The following is a 16,006-nucleotide window of genomic DNA, read 5'->3' as shown; positions in this document are numbered from 1 at the left end:
TCATCTTATGGATGAAAAGCTAAGCCGTGTTGACCCGAAGCTTCTGGAATTGCTGGTATGCCCCCTGACCAAAGGGCGGCTCACCTATGACAGGGAGCATAATGAACTCGTCTCGGAGAAGGCGCGCCTCGCCTATCCGATCCGTGATGGCATTCCGATCATGCTCGTCTCAGAGGCGCGCGGGCTGGACGACTGACTAAATTGTCTGCCCTGCCAGCAGGCGGGGATTGTCCCTGGCGGTGGTGCCGGCAGCCTGTCCGATGAAGAACGATTTGAGGCCGGGGAGGCGATCCACGATACCCAGACCGATATCGCGAGCGATGCGCAGCGGCGCCATGTCGTTCGAAAAGAGCCGGTTCAGCACGTCCGTAGTGACGCCCATGCGGAAGGTGTCGAAGCGGCGCCATGCCTGATAGCGCTCGAGAATGTTGATCGAGCCGATATCAAGGCCAAGCCGGTCGGCTTCGACGACGGTTTCGGCGAGCGCGGCGACATCCTTGAAGCCGAGGTTCAGGCCCTGACCCGAAATCGGGTGAATGCCGTGCGCAGCGTCGCCGGCGAGCGCCACGCGCGGCGCCACGAAAGCCCGCGCAAGCGTCAGCCCAAGCGGGAAGGCACGCTTCTCGCCGACAACCCTCAAGGTACCGAGCTTGTGACCGAAGCGGCGCTCCAACTCTTCCTCAAAGATGAGTTCGTCGGATGTGACGAGACGGTTGGCTTCAGGTGTCGGCTCCGTCCAGACGAGCGAGGAGCGGTTCCCTTTCAGCGGCAGGATGGCAAAAGGTCCAGACGGAAGGAAATGCTCTTCCGCACATCCATGATGCGGACGCTCATGCTCGACCGTCGTGACGATCCCCGACTGGCCGTAGTCCCAAGAGACTGTCTTGATGCCTGCCAGATCCCGCAGGTGTGAGCGGATGCCGTCGCAGGCGACGACGAGCCGGGCTTCCTGCACACTGCCATCCGAGGCCGTAACCGTTGCATGCGTATCGGCAATGGAAAGCCCGGTCGCGCCAAAGCCATGATGAATTTCGATGCCAAGCCGTTCGCATGCTCCTCGAAGTGCTCGAACAAGTGCGACATTCGAAATCATGTGCGCGAAAGGCCGTCCATCCTCCACTTCGCCATCAAAGGTCAGGAAGACCGGGCGTACGGGATCGGCTGTCTTCGAATCGGTAACGATCATCTTGGTGATCGGCTGCGCGTCGGCCTCTATCTCGTCCCAGATGCCGAAAACCTCAAGCATTCTGGCCGCGGCGGCGATAATGGCCGAGGCGCGCATGTCCTTCTGCCAGACGCCCGCCGGCGCTGCTTCAACGACGGCGACGTCGAGATGAGGCGCCGCCTGCTTGACCGCTACAGCCGCGGAAAGCCCGACATAACCCGCGCCTACAACCAGCATGTCCCGCATGGAGTTCCGCTCCGTTTCTTGTGAATATCGTATTGATCTATATAGATCATCGCTGCCGCACTTCCTACCGTCCGGAGCTATACAAAATGACGCGTGACACCGAAAAACCGACTGCGATGGAGACCCTGCTTTCCACGCTGGATCTTGAATCGATCGAAGTCGACATCTTTCGCGGGCGCAGCCCGCAGGTTGGCTGGCAGCGTGTTTTCGGCGGTCAGGTCATCGCCCAGGCATTGATGGCCGCACAGCGTACGGTGGAGCGCGACCGAACCGTGCATTCGCTGCACGCCTATTTCATGCGCCCCGGCGATCCTTCGGTGCCGATCGTCTATCAGGTGGAGCGGATTCGCGATGGGTCGAGTTTCAATACACGCCGGGCTGTGGCCATCCAGCATGGAAAGGCGATTTTCGCCCTATCTTGTTCGTTCCAGATCGAGGAACCCGGCTTCGATCATCAGATCGCCATGCCTGAGGTGCCTGTTCCCGAGAAGCTGCTCGATGAACAGCAGATTGCGGCGCAATTCCTCGCCAACGCGCCGGCCCCGATTCGCAAATACTGGGAGCGCGAACGGCCGATCGAAATCCGGCCGATATCGCTCACGCACTATTTCTCGGACAAGAAGCTTGATCCGGTGCAGCATGTCTGGGTTCGGGCAACAGGGCCGGTTCCCGACGATCGGTACTATCAGGCTGCCATTCTTGCCTATCTGTCCGATATGACCCTGCTCGATACCTCGCTCCATCCGCATGGGACGTCGATCTTCAACCAGACGATCCAGGTCGCCAGCCTCGATCATTCCATGTGGTTCCATCGGCCCACAAAACTCGACGATTGGCTTCTTTATACGCAGGACAGCCCCTCGGCCTCGGGCGCGAGGGGCTTGACCCGCGGTAGTCTGTTTACGAGAGACGGTGTCCTGATTGCGTCTGTGGCGCAGGAGGGACTGATTCGCAAAAGGGCAAATGAATAAATTATAGGCATATTTATTCATTTGGATATTTTCTGAGCGATTATTGGGCAATCATTTGCCTGTTTATTGGCGTCAATTTATATAACTTTTATTTTTCAATGAGTTAGTTTCCCGTCTCGAATCTGGCACGCCCTTTGAATGTATATCCGCAGTCGCTGTTCGGGAACGTCAGTGGCAAGGAGAGTCGGCTCCGCGCCGAGGGTAACGAAGGATGGAAAACCAGATGAAAATTGTGATGGCCATTATCAAGCCGTTCAAGCTGGATGAGGTGCGCGAAGCCCTCACGGCGATCGGCATTCAGGGCCTGACCGTGACCGAAGTGAAGGGCTACGGGCGCCAGAAGGGGCATACTGAGATTTACCGCGGCACCGAATACGCGGTCAGCTTCCTGCCGAAGCTCAAGATCGAGATCGCGGTTGCCTCCGAACTCGTCGACAAGGCCGTTGAGGCTATCGCGTCATCCGCCAAGACCGGCCAGATCGGCGATGGCAAGATCTTCGTCTATTCGATCGACCATGCCGTGCGCATCCGTACCGGCGAAACCGACACAGAAGCGCTGTAAGAGCGGCAGAGCAAGGGAGCCTCTTTCAATGTCAATTTCGAAGTTTTCTTCCACATATACGCGGCTTGCTGCTGCGTCGGCTGCGCTGCTCGCGCCGATCGCTGCCTTCGCGCAGGATGCCGCCACGACGGCTGCGCCTGCTGCCGCCGCTGCCGCTCCTGCGATGACGGTCGACAAGGGTGACAATACCTGGATGCTGATTTCCACGGTTCTCGTCCTCTTGATGACGATCCCGGGTCTTGCCCTCTTCTACGGCGGTCTCGTTCGCGCCAAGAACATGCTCTCGGTTCTCATGCAGGTCTTCATGATCACGGCCGTGGTCATGATCATCTGGGTTACCTACGGCTATTCGCTGGCCTTCACCGATGGCGGTTCGCTCAACAGCTTCGTCGGCGGCTTCTCGAAGGCCTTCCTCGCGGGTGTCGATACGACCACCGTGTCCGAGACCTTCACGAAGGGCGTTGCGATTCCAGAGCTGACCTTCGTCTGCTTCCAGATGACTTTCGCCTGCATCACGCCGGCCCTGATCGTTGGCGCCTTTGCCGAGCGCATCAAGTTCTCGGCTGTCATGCTCTTCGTCATCCTCTGGGTCACGTTCGTCTACTTCCCGATGGCACACATGGTCTGGTTCTGGGGCGGTCCGAGCTCCTACACCTCTCCGTCGGGTCTGATCTTCTCCTACGGCGCGCTTGACTTCGCCGGCGGCACGGTCGTCCACATCAATGCCGGTATTGCCGGTCTGATCGGCGCCATCATGCTTGGCAAGCGGACGGGCTATAAGAAGGAAATCATGGCTCCGCACTCCATGACCCTCACCATGGTCGGTGCTTCGCTTCTGTGGGTTGGCTGGTTCGGCTTCAACGCCGGCTCTAACCTCGAAGCCAACGCCTATGCTTCGCTCGCGATGATCAACACTTTCGTCGCAACGGCCGCCGCTGCTGTATCCTGGTGCCTCGTTGAAAACTTCGCACGCGGCAAGGCTTCGATGCTCGGTGCAGCTTCGGGTGCCGTCGCCGGTCTCGTTGCCGTCACCCCGGCAGCTGGGTTCGCCGGGCCGATGGGTTCGATCGTTCTCGGCCTCATCGTTTCGCCGGTCTGCTACTTCTTCGTGGATGTCGTCAAGAACAAGTTCAACTACGACGACTCGCTCGACGTCTTCGGCGTTCATTGCATCGGCGGGATTCTCGGCGCTATCGGCACCGGTATCCTGGTCAACCCCGCGCTCGGTGGTGCGGGCATCGTCGACTATTCCACGGCTGATTTCGCGGCGGGCTATCCGGGTACTGCAACCCAGGTTCTCGCTCAGCTGAAGGCAGTTTTGACGACGATCGTATGGTCGGGCGTCGGCTCCGCGATCCTCTACAAGATCGTCGATGTCGTCATCGGTCTACGCGTCTCCGTCGAAGCCGAGCGCGAAGGTCTCGACCTCGCAACCCACGGCGAAGCAGCCTACCATTCGTAATCAAGGCATTGCGGCGCCTGCGCAAGCAGGCGCCGCTGAACAGCCCGTCGCGGCCTATTCATCCGAACAGGCCGCTCTTGGCCCGGACCTCCACAGGTTCGGGCTTTTTTATTTTCCGGTGCAAGATGTGGGGACGGCATGGTTAACACCGCTTTAACCGTCCTCTGATTAGGTGGGGCGAAGGTACTGAGCGCAGACGCTTGGCGATTCGCACGCTCTCACGCATTGGACGGGTACACACATGGCAAGAAGCACATCGCCAGCAATGGATGGCCGGCCGGACCGTTTTTCCCTTTCGGGTTTCATGTTCCGGCAGGCGCAGACGCTTTTTGGCTTCGCGATCTTCCTGCTGCTTGCATTGGCAGTCGCAGCGCTCGCGACCTGGAACGTCGCGGACCCAAGCTATTCCTATGCGACCGGGAACGAACCGAGCAATATTCTGGGCTACGGCGGCGCCGCTTTCGCCGACATCGCCATGCAGTTCTTCGGTCTTGCCAGTGTCGTCGCGCTGCTGCCCGTCGTCGCTTGGGCTCTCGCATTGATCTCCGGCCGCCGTTTCAGTCGTATTCCGGCGCGAGCTGCGGCATGGGGCCTCGGCTCCGTGCTCTCCTCCGCCGTCATCGGTTGCTTTCCGCCGCCGCTCACTTGGCCGATCCCCAACGGCATCGGCGGCGTCATCGGCGATATGATCCTGCGGTTTCCGGCGCTGTTTGTTGGCGCCTATCCGACCGGCGCATTTGCGACCGCGGTCGGCTGCGTGTTTGCTGTCCCGACGGTGTGGATGATGCTGTTTGCCGCCGGTCTCGTCGGTCGCAGCGAGGATGAAGAGGACGAGGCTGAGGCGGAATACGCAAACACGCGCTCCAAGCTGCGCTCGGTGGGCGACGAGGACGAAGACGACGATGACGGCGGCTGGCTTGCCTTCGGTGCGCTGACGCACGCCTGGTATATGAGCCAGGCGCGCATGCGCCGCCTGCTCGGCATGGGTCCGCGCAAGCGGCGGCAGGAGGATTTCGAGTCGCCCTACGACTTCAATGATGACGAGTTCGGCAAGCTGAACGAGCCGGTTCGCGCCAAGACGCCGGCCGGGCGCGGAGAACGCATGGAGCCATCGATGGACCCACGCGCTGCTTCGCAGCGTCGCGTCGTTTCTGCGCCCTCCATTTCGCTCAATGATGACGACGAGGACGTCGATCTGCCGTTCGACGACATGCCGCCGCGGCCCGCCGATATCTTGCCTGATGACGACGACTGGATGATACGCGCGCCGGCCAAGTCTACTGGCGGGCGCCCGGAGCCGCGCGTCGTGCAGCCTGCGGCGCGGCCGAAGCCTGGTGCCCGCGTCGAACGCGAGCAGCAGGGGTCGTTCATTCGTCCCGAAGGCTTCCAGCTTCCGTCGATGCACCTGCTTGCCGAACCGAAGAATGTTGTGCGGGATTCGACGCTGTCCGCTGATGCGCTGGAACAGAATGCGCGTATGCTCGAAGGCGTGCTCGAGGATTTCGGCGTCAAGGGCGAGATCATCCATGTTCGTCCGGGTCCCGTCGTGACGCTTTACGAACTGGAGCCTGCTCCCGGCATCAAGTCGTCCCGCGTCATTGGCCTTGCCGACGACATTGCCCGTTCGATGAGCGCGATCGCCGCCCGCGTCGCCGTCGTGCCGGGCCGCAACGCCATCGGTATCGAGCTGCCGAATTCGACGCGCGAAACGGTCTATCTGCGCGAACTGATCGCATCGCGGGACTTCGAAGGCTCGAAGGCGAAGCTCGCCATGGCGCTCGGAAAGACCATTGGCGGTGAGGCTGTCATCGCGGATCTGGCAAAGATGCCGCACCTGCTGGTGGCTGGTACGACCGGCTCCGGTAAGTCGGTTGCCATCAACACGATGATCCTGTCTCTGCTCTACCGTATGACGCCCGAGCAGTGCCGTTTGATCATGATCGATCCGAAGATGCTGGAATTGTCCGTCTATGACGGCATTCCGCATCTTCTCTCGCCTGTGGTGACGGATCCCAAGAAGGCCGTTGTTGCGCTCAAGTGGACCGTCCGCGAGATGGAAGAGCGCTACAAGAAAATGTCGAAGATCGGCGTCCGCAACATCGATGGCTTCAACAGCCGCGTCGAACAGGCGCTTGCCAAGGGTGAAGTGATCTCGCGCACCGTGCAGACGGGCTTCGACCGCCATACCGGCGAGGCGATGTACGAGACGGAGGAATTCGACCTGCAGCCGATGCCTTACATCGTCGTCATCATCGACGAGATGGCAGACCTGATGATGGTCGCCGGCAAGGACATCGAAGGCGCGGTGCAGCGCCTGGCGCAGATGGCGCGCGCGGCCGGCATCCATGTCATCATGGCCACGCAGCGTCCGTCCGTCGACGTCATCACCGGCACCATCAAGGCGAACTTCCCGACGCGCATCTCCTTCCAGGTAACATCGAAGATCGACAGCCGCACCATTCTCGGTGAACAAGGTGCGGAGCAACTGCTCGGCATGGGTGATATGCTCTATATGGCCGGTGGCGGACGCATCCAACGTGTCCATGGCCCGTTTGTTGCCGATATGGAAGTGGAAGAGATCGTCTCCTATCTGAAGACGCAAGGTGCACCGCAGTACCTCGACGCCATCACGGCTGATGACGACGAAGATGGCGACTACGGCGGCGGTCCGGCCGGAACGTCCAATCTCTCCGATTCCGACGATCCCTACGATCAGGCCGTCGCGATTGTTCTGCGTGACGGAAAGGCGTCAACGTCGTATATTCAGCGCAGACTTGGCATTGGGTACAACCGCGCCGCATCACTGATCGAGCGGATGGAGCAGGAAGGCATCATCGGTCCCGCCAATCATGCTGGAAAACGCGAGATTCTGGTTCCGACCGAAGGCGATATTCTCGACCGCTGAAGCCGGCAGCAATTGAATGACGCCGGCTTCACGGAAACCTGATTGCCTCGAAACCGTTAGTTTATGCAGGTCTGCGAACTACGCCATGAAGGCGCCGCGTTTCCGCAGCATTCAAATTGCATAAAGGAGACATAGATGAACAACTCCGATTCCATCGTGGACCGCATCTCGCTGACCCGGCGCCATCTTTTGGGTACGCTGGCGGTCGCTGCGGCATCTGCAATTCCAATTGCTGCCTATGCCCAGGCGGCATCCGCTGCTTCCAACAACGCTACAGCACAGGCGATCGCGGACCACTTCTCGAGTGTCGGCACGATGCAGGGCGAATTCGTTCAATTCGGCCCGCGCGGCGAGCAGACGGGTGGGAAGTTCTACATCCAGCGCCCCGGCAAGCTGCGCTTCAACTATGACAACCCGTCACCGATCCGTGTCATCGCGGACGGGAAGAACGTCGCTGTCGGAAACATGAAGCTCAAGACCTGGGATCTCTATCCGCTCTCCAAGACGCCGCTCAGCCTGTTGTTGGCGCAGCGTATCGATTTGTCGGCCGGTTCGGTGAAGAGCGTCAAGCAGGAGTCCGACCTGACGACGATCGCCCTCGGCAACAACACGGTTTTCGGTAACTCGACGATTACGATGATGTTCGATCCGAAGACCTATGATCTTCGCCAGTGGACGATCACCGACAACCAGGGCAAGGATACGTCGGTAATGGTCTTCAACGTCAAGACCGGCGTCCAGTTCGACGACAAGGTGTTCAGGGTGCCGTACGAAGTGATCCCGGGAACGGCCGCTTACCGCGACTAATCTTGCTGTTTACAGACGAAACACCCTGCCATTCCGCGGGGCGTTTTTCTTTGCGCATCCGTTCCATCGACGCAGCCTATGCTCTAAAGCCAGTTCATCTGGTTTTGAAAGGCAATCGAATGGGCTTCTCGGTCACTACTTGGAATATCAATTCTCTGCGGCTGCGCATGCCGATCGTCGAGCAATTCGTCCTCAAGCACAAGCCTGACATCCTCTGCCTCCAGGAAACCAAGGTTCCGAACGACCTGTTTCCTGCCTCGCCGCTGCGCGCGATGGGCTACGAACACATCATCATCCATGGCCAGAAGGGCTATCATGGCGTTGCCATCGCCTCGCGCTTTCCACTGGTCGAGGACCACCGCCAGGACTACTGCAGCGTCGGCGACGCGCGACACATCTCGGCCGTCTTCGAGCGCGGTGGCCGGCGCATTCGCCTGCATAATTTCTACGTACCAGCCGGCGGCGACGAACCGGATCGGACGATCAATCCGAAGTTCGGGCACAAGCTTGATTTCGTCGAGGAAATGAAACAACTCAAGGCAAATGGCGAGGCGAACACCTCGGCAATCCTTGTCGGCGACCTTAACATCGCCCCCCTCGAGCACGACGTCTGGTCACACAAGCAGCTGCTCAAGATTGTCAGCCACACGCCTGTGGAGACCGAAGGTCTTCTCGAGGTGATGCAACGTGGCGCCTGGCTCGACTTGATGCGGCAGCACATCCCAGAAAACGAAAAGCTCTATACATGGTGGAGCTATCGCGCCAAGGACTGGGAAGCGGCCGATCGTGGCCGCCGCCTTGACCATATCTGGAGCTCAAAGGACCTTGGACCGCACCTGCAGCGCATCGATATCCTGAAGGAAGCACGCGGCTGGGAACGGCCGTCCGACCATGTGCCGGTCACGGCGCATTTCGATCTCTGATCTGTCAGGTGAAGCGGTGCAGTTGGGCCGCGGCTTTGGCCGCGAGCTCGGCGATGTTGTCGCGGATGCGGCTCTCGATCAGCCGGGCAGCATCCGGATATTCCTCGATCAGCCGATGGAAGAGCGAGCGGGTGATACGGATGATGCTGGTGTCTTCCGTCGCAACAGCGGTAAACTTGCGCTCGACCAGGGTGATCAGCGCAAGTTCGGATAGAAGCGTGCCGGGCCCGACCGTGCTCTGGATTTCGGGCTGACCATCGCGGCCGATCCGGCTGAGCTCCACGCCCCCACTGAGGATGACATAGGCGCTTTCCGCCGGCGAGCCTTCGCGAAAGAGCATCTGGCCGGCTGAAATGACGCGTCGATCCGCACCAAAGGCGATCAGCCGCAGCTGATCCTCGGACATGCCGTGGAACAGCGGCAGCTGCGACAACAGTCGAATGTCATCGTTTAGTGCCATCTTACGGTATGATCTTGTAGCCGCCGTTTTCCGTCACCAGAATTTCGGCATTGGAGGGATCGCGTTCGATCTTCTGGCGCAGACGATAGACATGGGTTTCCAGCGTATGCGTCGTCACGCCGGAATTGTAACCCCATACCTCTTCCAGCAGCACGTCGCGGGTGACGACCCTCTGCTCAGCGCGGTAGAGATAGCGAATGATCGCCGCTTCCTTTTCGGTCAGGCGGATCTTTTGGCCGCTGTCCATGGTAAGGAGCTTCTGGCTCGGCTTGAAGACGTAGGGGCCGACATTGAAGGTGGCGTCCTCGCTCTGCTCGTGCTGGCGCAGCTGAACGCGGATGCGCGCAAGCAGAACTGCAAAGCGGAAGGGCTTGGTCACGTAGTCGTTGGCACCTGCTTCCAGGCCAAGGATCGTATCGGAATCCGTGTCATGGCCGGTCAGCATGATGATCGGGGCTTTTAGTCCGCCCTTGCGCAACAGCTTCACAGCCTCGCGGCCGTCCATATCGGGCAGGCCCACATCCATGATCAGCAGATCGATCGGCGTGGATCGCGCGCGCTCGACACCCTTGGCCGCCGTCATTTCCTGAAGGACCGTGAACTCGTCGTAGAGAGAAAGCTGCTCCGTGAGCGTCTCCCGGAGGTCGTCATCATCATCCACCAAGAGAATGGTGCGTGCGGTCATGCGGCTCTATCCCTCGCCTTCGGTCCCGTTAGTCCTACGCCAATTTTCCACCATTGGCAAAGATCGGGCGACCAAGCTGTTGTCGTATACGATGCTATGTGATTTCAATCGTGATCCTAGCAATGGCCAACACATGTGAGAAAAATGGAGAAAACAAGGCGCTCGAGGCGGATAAAGTCGATGACCCTTCTCGTTCGTCCTGCACCGGGCAAAAAAAGTCGGGCTCTGGTCCAGCTCGGCACGATTACGGTGCCCGCCGCAATCGGTCGTTCAGGCCGAACGGTTCTCAAGCGCGAGGGAGATGGTGCCACCCCCATAGCCTCGATGAAGCTGATTTCCGGCTTCCGCCGCGGTGAGCGGCCCGTGCGCCTTGAGACGCCGCTCGCGATTCGTCGCATCAGCGAGGAAATGCTCTGGTGTGACCAGCCCGAGAATGCGAATTACAATAGGCTCGTCAAAGCGCCGTTTCGACCGAGCCACGAGGAAATGATGCGCAAGGACGGGCTGTACGATGTCTGTCTCGTCATGGACTGGAACATCACTTCGCGCGCGCGAAATCGCGGCTCGGCAATCTTCTTCCATTTGATCAAACCGGGCTACGAGCCGACCGCGGGATGCGTGGCCGTTCATCCGCGCGATATGCGGCGTCTTCTTCCCTTCATGCGCAAGGGCACGACCGTACGCGTTCTTTGATGTGCGGGGGTGATAAACCAGCCGAGCTGACCTATATGCCTTTTCGACCGGCGCGAGGGCTGAAATGCGCGCAGGGAAGTCCGCAAAGGCTGCGGGTTCAACTACGCCCCGTCCAATTCTTCAAACTTCCGGAGATATATTGTGGCACAACAACCCATCATCACTTTCCATGACGGACATTCCATTCCCCAGGTCGGTCTCGGCGTGTGGCAGACACCCCAGGAGATTGCAGCACCGACGGTCCGCACGGCCATTGCCGCCGGCTATCGTCACATCGATACGGCTTCCGGCTACGACAACGAGGAAGGCGTCGGCGAGGGCATCCGCTCGTCCGGCCTAGATCGCAAGGACATTTTCGTTACCACCAAGCTCCGCAACACAGACCAGGGCTACGACGCGACCATGCGCGCGTTCGAGGGCAGCCTGAAGAAGCTCGGTACGGATTATGTCGATCTCTACCTCATCCACTGGCCATCGCCGCACCGCGGGCTGTATCGCGAAACCTGGAAGGCCTTCGTGAAGATCAGGGAAGAAGGCCGCGCCCGTTCCATCGGTGTTTCGAACTTCTATCCCGATCATCTGGAGCAGATCATCGGCGACACAGGCGTCGTTCCTGTTATCAACCAGATCGAGCTGCATCCGGATTTCCAGCAGAAGGCGGCGCAGGAAGCACACAAGAAGCTGAACATCGTCACCGAATCCTGGAGCCCGCTCGGTCAGGGCAAGTTGGTTGCCGATGCAACGATTGGCGAGATCGCCAAGAAGCACGGAAAGACGCCTGCGCAGGTCATCATCCGCTGGCATATCGATGGCGGCCTTGTCGTCATTCCGAAGTCGGTGACGCCATCGCGGATCGAGGAGAATTTCAAGGTATTCGATTTCAAGCTCGATGCGGCCGACATGGCGGCGATTGCCACGCTCGACGACAAGAGCGCCCGCATGGGGCCTGATCCCTACACCGCTAACTTTTGATCTAAACTTTGCTCTCCCTTCTCTCCATGTCAGAGGAGGGAGACGCAGCTTTCGCTTAGGCGAGCGAGCGCGGCGTGACGAACCGTTCCAGCGTGCCGCTTTTTGGCTTCAGCTGTTTCCAGCGATCGACATCGAAGTCGATCACCGCAAGGGCGGCCGTCGGGAATTTCTGCCTGATGCCAGAACATGCCTCCGGATCGCCAGCGCCGATCAGGCCATCAGCAAGATCCTGAAAGCCAGGATTGTGCCCTATCAGCATAAGCGTCCGAACCGATGGATCGATCGACTTTATGACCGTCGCGATTTTGGCCGCGGAGGCTTCGTACAAGTCTACGGTATCCTGTTTTGCAATTGAGGATGGAAGCTTTTTGGCGATGAGCTCCCAAGTCTGTTGGGTGCGGCGAGCTGATGACACCAGTACAAGATCAGGAGTAAGCCTTTCACGGGCAAGATAGCGCCCCATCAGCGGGGCTGCCTTCTCTCCGCGACCCGCAAGCGGACGGTCGTGGTCGGCAACGTCTGCCGGCCATGCGGATTTGGCGTGACGAAGAAGGAGGAGGCGCCGTTTGGCGGTCGACTTTGCGGCGTTCATGTTGCCCATCCGAAACGTGCTCAGGGTTCGAACGCCGCTATTGTCTCACCGAATGCGTCCGGTGTCTGCTGAGATAGCCTCCCCTCGTTTCCGAAGGGAGGCTTCCTGTCTTAGTTCCACTCGCGAATATCGACGAAATGGCCGGCGATCGCGGCAGCGGCAGCCATCGCTGGAGAGACCAGGTGCGTGCGGCCCTTGAAGCCCTGGCGGCCTTCGAAGTTGCGGTTCGAGGTCGAGGCGCAACGTTCGCCGGGCTTCAGACGGTCGTCGTTCATGGCAAGGCACATGGAGCAGCCAGGCTCGCGCCAGTCGAAGCCAGCGGCCTTGAAGATCTTGTCGAGGCCTTCCTGCTCTGCCTGCTCCTTCACCAGGCCGGAGCCCGGAACGATCATGGCATTGACGGTCGAGGCAACGGTCTTGCCTTCGACGACCTTGGCTACGGCGCGCAGGTCCTCGATACGGCCGTTGGTGCAGGAACCGATGAAGACGCGGTCGATGTTGATCTCGGTGATCGGGGTGCCGGGCTTCAGGCCCATGTAGTCAAGCGCCCGCCACTTGGAGGCGCGCTTCGTCTCTTCCGGGATTTCGTCCGGGTTCGGAACGACGCCCTGAACGGAGATGACGTCCTCCGGAGAGGAGCCCCAGGACACGATCGGGGGCAGTTCGGCGGCGTTGAGCTTTACAACGCGGTCGAAATGCGCGCCCTCATCCGACTTCAGGGTCTTCCAGTAAGCGATTGCCTGTTCCAGCGCCTCGCCTTTCGGCGCACGCGGCTTGCCCTTGATGTATTCGAAGGTGGTATCATCAGGCGCGATCAGGCCGGCGCGGGCGCCGCCTTCGATCGACATGTTGCAGATCGTCATCCGGCCTTCCATCGACAGCGCGCGAATGGCTTCGCCGGCATACTCGATAACGTAGCCGGTGCCGCCGGCGGTGCCGATTTCGCCGATGATGGCGAGCACGATATCCTTGGCGGTGACGCCAGCCGGCAGCACGCCGTCGACCTGCACCAGCATGTTCTTTGCCTTCTTCTGGATCAGCGTCTGGGTCGCGAGCACGTGCTCGACCTCAGACGTGCCGATGCCATGGGCGAGTGAGCCGAAGGCACCGTGCGTCGAGGTGTGGCTGTCGCCGCAGACGATCGTCATGCCAGGCAGCGTGAAGCCCTGCTCCGGTCCGATGATGTGGACGATGCCCTGACGCTTGTCGTTCTCCGAGTAGTACTCGACATTGAACTCGGCAGCGTTGATGGCGAGCTGCTCGACCTGGATACGGCTCTCCTCGTTCTTGATGCCGAGATGACGATCGGGCGAGGTCGGGACGTTGTGGTCGACGACAGCCAACGTCTTCTCAGGCGCGCGGACTTTGCGGCCGGTCATGCGCAGGCCTTCGAAAGCCTGCGGCGAAGTGACTTCATGGACCAGGTGGCGGTCGATGTAGAGAAGACAGGTGCCGTCGTCCTGCTGATCGACCAGGTGGTCGTCCCAGATCTTGTCGTAAAGGGTACGCGGTGCGCTCATGGCGGTAGGTCCGTTCTTGGATGCGTATGGAGAAATGGAGCTGGTGGCGGTGAGGTCCGCCGGGCCGTCGTTCGATCAACGAAGTCGGCTGTTGAGTGCACCGGAAACGGCCGCAAAGAAGCGTGCCGGCAGGCGGTAATGATCCTGCAGCACGAAAATATGCGCCCCAATGCAACTGAACTTGGATTCCATGCGCTGTCACATACCAATTTTTCGCGACGGCGGCAATTCGAATCATTCGGACGCTAGCGCCGGTCCTTCCCGCGCATGCGCTTCTCCACTTGCCTCAACGCAAGCGACAAACCGATTGTCAGGATGAGGTAGATATAGGTGACGATCGAATAGGTTTCAAAGAAGCGAAACGAGCCGGAGGCGTAGATCTTGCCCATCTGCGTGATGTCCGAGACGCCTAGCACCGAGACCAGCGAACTGTCCTTGACCATGGCGACGAAATCGTTCGACAGCGGCGGAAAGATCACCTTGATCGCCTGCGGGAAGACGACGAAGCGGAAGCGATGATAGCGCGACAGACCGAGCGCCTTGGCGGCCTCGATCTGGCCGTGGTCGACCGACTGGATGCCGGCGCGGAAGACTTCGGCGATGAAGGAGGAGTAGCCGATCATCAGCGCGATGATCGCTCGCCACGTCAGCGAGAAGTCGCGCACCATCACCGGTTCGCTCAAGCCGGCCTCGACCAGCGGGCGGGTCAGGAAGTTGTAGGCGGCGACGATGCCGGGGGCGCCGACAAAGGCGACATAGAACAGCAGCACCAGCATCGGCACGCCGCGGATGACCTCGATGTAGAAGCGCGAGATCTGGCGGAGCGCAATGCTGTCGGAGAGCCCGAGCAGCGCGATGCCGAGGCCGAGAATGGTCGCCAGCGCAAATCCCACCAGCGTTACGAAAATGGTGACGCCGACGCCGTTGAAGACAGTGCGGAAGACCTGCGCATAGATGTCGTTGGTGATGATGACGACGGCAAGGACGATGCCGATCGCGACAAGGGCGACCAGCCACCAGGGGTAGTCGCCCTTACTATGCCCGCTTGGGGCTGGCTGAGGAGCCATTACGCGTTAACCGAAGACAGGATCATTCGCCCATCTTGTAGTCGAGGAACCACTTCTTGTTCAGCGCGTCGAAGGTGCCGTCGGCTTTCAGGCTTGCGATCGCGGCATTCACCGGGCCGACGAGATCGGAGCCCTTCGGGAAGATGAAGCCAAAGTCTTCGGTGCCGAGCGGGCCGCCGATGACCTTCAGGCCGCCGTTAGAGGCATCGACATAGCCTTTGGCCGCGACGCTGTCGGTCAGCACGACGTCGACATCGCCGGCCTTGAGGGCCTGAACGGTGGCGCCGAAGGTTTCGAAGAGCTTGACGCGCGGGTTCTGTTCGTTGCCATCGAGGATTTCATAGACAGCCGTATAAAAGGGCGACGTGCCCGGCTGGGCGCCGACGAGGCCGTCATTGAAGGCACCGAAGGTCTTGGCGTCGGTGAAGCGGCTTTCGTCGCCGCGCACCAGCATGAACTGCTGCGAGCGCATGTAGGGATCGGAGAAATCCACTTTGGCCTTGCGATCATCCTTGATGGTGATGCCGGTCATGCCAATGTTGTACTGGTTGTCCGACACAGCCTGGATCATCGCGTCCCAGCTGGTATTCTGGTACTCGACCTTGAAATTCAGCCGCTTGGCGATCTCGTTCATTGCATCATACTCCCAGCCGATGGCCTTGCCCGACTTCGGGTCGACGAACTGCAGCGGCGGATAGGCATTTTCAGTAACGACGACGACCGACTTGCCCTTGAGGTCCGGAAGGTCGGCGGCCAACGTCGCCAGCGGCGACAGGATCAAAGCGGTCAGTCCTGCAAGGACGGTGCGGCGGAACGGCATTAAATATCTCCCCGAAATAGCCTGCGAAACCTGTCATAGTTGCGAAGCGAATGGCAAGAGCATTGCCGCATGCGCTCACCCAAAAACAGAAAAGGCGGCCCAAAGACCGCCTTTCCATGCAAAGATTTTTGCGGGATAGGTCGCAAATGTCACTGC

The 16,006-nt window shown here is 59.9% G+C and carries 16 protein-coding genes; 9 read left to right on the top strand and 7 right to left on the bottom strand.

Annotated features, from left to right (window positions below):
- Positions 1-7: 7 nt before the first annotated feature.
- Positions 8-196, top strand: a complete 189-nt coding sequence (locus FHT71_RS11515) for a Trm112 family protein (protein WP_007794429.1) — start codon at positions 8-10, stop codon at positions 194-196.
- On the opposite strand, the gene FHT71_RS11510 is transcribed toward FHT71_RS11515, so the two are convergent.
- Entirely contained in the window at positions 197-1,444 is a 1,248-nt protein-coding gene (locus FHT71_RS11510; protein ID WP_348649164.1) for a ubiquinone biosynthesis hydroxylase, read from the bottom strand.
- Positions 1,445-1,497: 53 nt separating this feature from the next.
- On the opposite strand from FHT71_RS11510, the gene tesB reads away from it, so the two are divergent.
- The 6 genes from tesB to FHT71_RS11480 all read left to right on the top strand — a co-directional run bounded on the left by tesB (position 1,498) and on the right by FHT71_RS11480 (position 9,041).
- Complete coding sequence (gene tesB, locus FHT71_RS11505; RefSeq protein ID WP_007794423.1) at positions 1,498-2,382, top strand: acyl-CoA thioesterase II; 885 nt, start codon at positions 1,498-1,500, stop codon at positions 2,380-2,382.
- 211 nt (positions 2,383-2,593) lie between these two features.
- Complete coding sequence (locus FHT71_RS11500) at positions 2,594-2,944, top strand: P-II family nitrogen regulator (RefSeq protein ID WP_007794422.1); 351 nt, start codon at positions 2,594-2,596, stop codon at positions 2,942-2,944.
- Positions 2,945-2,972: 28 nt separating this feature from the next.
- Positions 2,973-4,406 (top strand): ammonium transporter, encoded by a 1,434-nt coding sequence (locus FHT71_RS11495; RefSeq protein WP_007794419.1) that lies wholly within the window; start codon positions 2,973-2,975, stop codon positions 4,404-4,406.
- 241 nt (positions 4,407-4,647) lie between these two features.
- Positions 4,648-7,311 (top strand): DNA translocase FtsK, encoded by a 2,664-nt coding sequence (locus tag FHT71_RS11490; protein WP_183719694.1) that lies wholly within the window; start codon positions 4,648-4,650, stop codon positions 7,309-7,311.
- 135 nt (positions 7,312-7,446) lie between these two features.
- Positions 7,447-8,118 carry an outer membrane lipoprotein carrier protein LolA gene (locus FHT71_RS11485; RefSeq protein WP_183719692.1) on the top strand — a complete coding sequence of 224 codons (672 nt, stop codon included), beginning with the start codon at positions 7,447-7,449 and terminating at the stop codon, positions 8,116-8,118.
- Positions 8,119-8,237: 119 nt separating this feature from the next.
- Positions 8,238-9,041, top strand: coding sequence for an exodeoxyribonuclease III (locus tag FHT71_RS11480; RefSeq protein ID WP_132588708.1), 804 nt, complete (start codon positions 8,238-8,240; stop codon positions 9,039-9,041).
- A gap of 4 nt (positions 9,042-9,045) precedes the next feature.
- Here FHT71_RS11480 and FHT71_RS11475 read toward each other — a convergent pair whose 3' ends face one another.
- The gene (locus tag FHT71_RS11475; protein WP_132588614.1) at positions 9,046-9,501 is read right to left on the bottom strand and encodes a cyclic nucleotide-binding domain-containing protein; all 456 of its coding nucleotides are present in this window, start codon (positions 9,499-9,501) and stop codon (positions 9,046-9,048) included.
- Between the two features lies 1 nt (position 9,502).
- Positions 9,503-10,186, bottom strand: coding sequence for a response regulator transcription factor (locus FHT71_RS11470; RefSeq protein WP_007794400.1), 684 nt, complete (start codon positions 10,184-10,186; stop codon positions 9,503-9,505).
- 171 nt (positions 10,187-10,357) lie between these two features.
- On the opposite strand from FHT71_RS11470, the gene FHT71_RS11465 reads away from it, so the two are divergent.
- Positions 10,358-10,879, top strand: coding sequence for a L,D-transpeptidase (locus FHT71_RS11465; protein ID WP_132588707.1), 522 nt, complete (start codon positions 10,358-10,360; stop codon positions 10,877-10,879).
- Positions 10,880-11,020: 141 nt separating this feature from the next.
- Positions 11,021-11,851 carry an aldo/keto reductase gene (locus FHT71_RS11460; protein WP_007794394.1) on the top strand — a complete coding sequence of 277 codons (831 nt, stop codon included), beginning with the start codon at positions 11,021-11,023 and terminating at the stop codon, positions 11,849-11,851.
- A 55-nt stretch (positions 11,852-11,906) separates the two neighbouring features.
- Here FHT71_RS11460 and FHT71_RS11455 read toward each other — a convergent pair whose 3' ends face one another.
- The 4 genes from FHT71_RS11455 to FHT71_RS11440 form a co-directional block, all read right to left on the bottom strand.
- Complete coding sequence (locus FHT71_RS11455; protein WP_132588613.1) at positions 11,907-12,443, bottom strand: histidine phosphatase family protein; 537 nt, start codon at positions 12,441-12,443, stop codon at positions 11,907-11,909.
- Positions 12,444-12,553: 110 nt separating this feature from the next.
- The gene (gene leuC / locus FHT71_RS11450; protein ID WP_132588612.1) at positions 12,554-13,963 is read right to left on the bottom strand and encodes a 3-isopropylmalate dehydratase large subunit; all 1,410 of its coding nucleotides are present in this window, start codon (positions 13,961-13,963) and stop codon (positions 12,554-12,556) included.
- Between the two features lie 245 nt (positions 13,964-14,208).
- A complete protein-coding gene (locus FHT71_RS11445; protein WP_183719691.1) occupies positions 14,209-15,030 on the bottom strand; it encodes an amino acid ABC transporter permease in 822 nt (273 codons plus the stop codon).
- Positions 15,031-15,052: 22 nt separating this feature from the next.
- Positions 15,053-15,850 (bottom strand): transporter substrate-binding domain-containing protein, encoded by a 798-nt coding sequence (locus FHT71_RS11440; protein ID WP_007794384.1) that lies wholly within the window; start codon positions 15,848-15,850, stop codon positions 15,053-15,055.
- Positions 15,851-16,006: the final 156 nt, after the last annotated feature.

The organism is Rhizobium sp. BK060 (genome assembly GCF_014193145.1).
Classification (GTDB): domain Bacteria; phylum Pseudomonadota; class Alphaproteobacteria; order Rhizobiales; family Rhizobiaceae; genus Rhizobium.
The sequence above is the reverse complement of the archived record's forward strand: the minus strand, read 5'-3'. Positions and strand labels throughout refer to the sequence as shown.

Bases quoted from the DNA above. Each gene is read 5' to 3' on its own strand.
- FHT71_RS11515 (WP_007794429.1), top strand. From the start codon at position 8: ATGGATGAAAAGCTAAGCCGTGTTGACCCGAAGCTTCTGGAATTGCTG.
- tesB (WP_007794423.1), top strand. From the start codon at position 1,498: ATGACGCGTGACACCGAAAAACCGACTGCGATGGAGACCCTGCTTTCC.
- FHT71_RS11500 (WP_007794422.1), top strand. From the start codon at position 2,594: ATGGAAAACCAGATGAAAATTGTGATGGCCATTATCAAGCCGTTCAAG.
- FHT71_RS11495 (WP_007794419.1), top strand. From the start codon at position 2,973: ATGTCAATTTCGAAGTTTTCTTCCACATATACGCGGCTTGCTGCTGCG.
- FHT71_RS11490 (WP_183719694.1), top strand. From the start codon at position 4,648: ATGGCAAGAAGCACATCGCCAGCAATGGATGGCCGGCCGGACCGTTTT.
- FHT71_RS11485 (WP_183719692.1), top strand. From the start codon at position 7,447: ATGAACAACTCCGATTCCATCGTGGACCGCATCTCGCTGACCCGGCGC.
- FHT71_RS11480 (WP_132588708.1), top strand. From the start codon at position 8,238: ATGGGCTTCTCGGTCACTACTTGGAATATCAATTCTCTGCGGCTGCGC.
- FHT71_RS11475 (WP_132588614.1), bottom strand. From the start codon at position 9,501: ATGGCACTAAACGATGACATTCGACTGTTGTCGCAGCTGCCGCTGTTC.
- FHT71_RS11470 (WP_007794400.1), bottom strand. From the start codon at position 10,186: ATGACCGCACGCACCATTCTCTTGGTGGATGATGATGACGACCTCCGG.
- FHT71_RS11455 (WP_132588613.1), bottom strand. From the start codon at position 12,443: ATGAACGCCGCAAAGTCGACCGCCAAACGGCGCCTCCTCCTTCTTCGT.
- leuC (WP_132588612.1), bottom strand. From the start codon at position 13,963: ATGAGCGCACCGCGTACCCTTTACGACAAGATCTGGGACGACCACCTG.
- FHT71_RS11445 (WP_183719691.1), bottom strand. From the start codon at position 15,030: ATGGCTCCTCAGCCAGCCCCAAGCGGGCATAGTAAGGGCGACTACCCC.
- FHT71_RS11440 (WP_007794384.1), bottom strand. From the start codon at position 15,850: ATGCCGTTCCGCCGCACCGTCCTTGCAGGACTGACCGCTTTGATCCTG.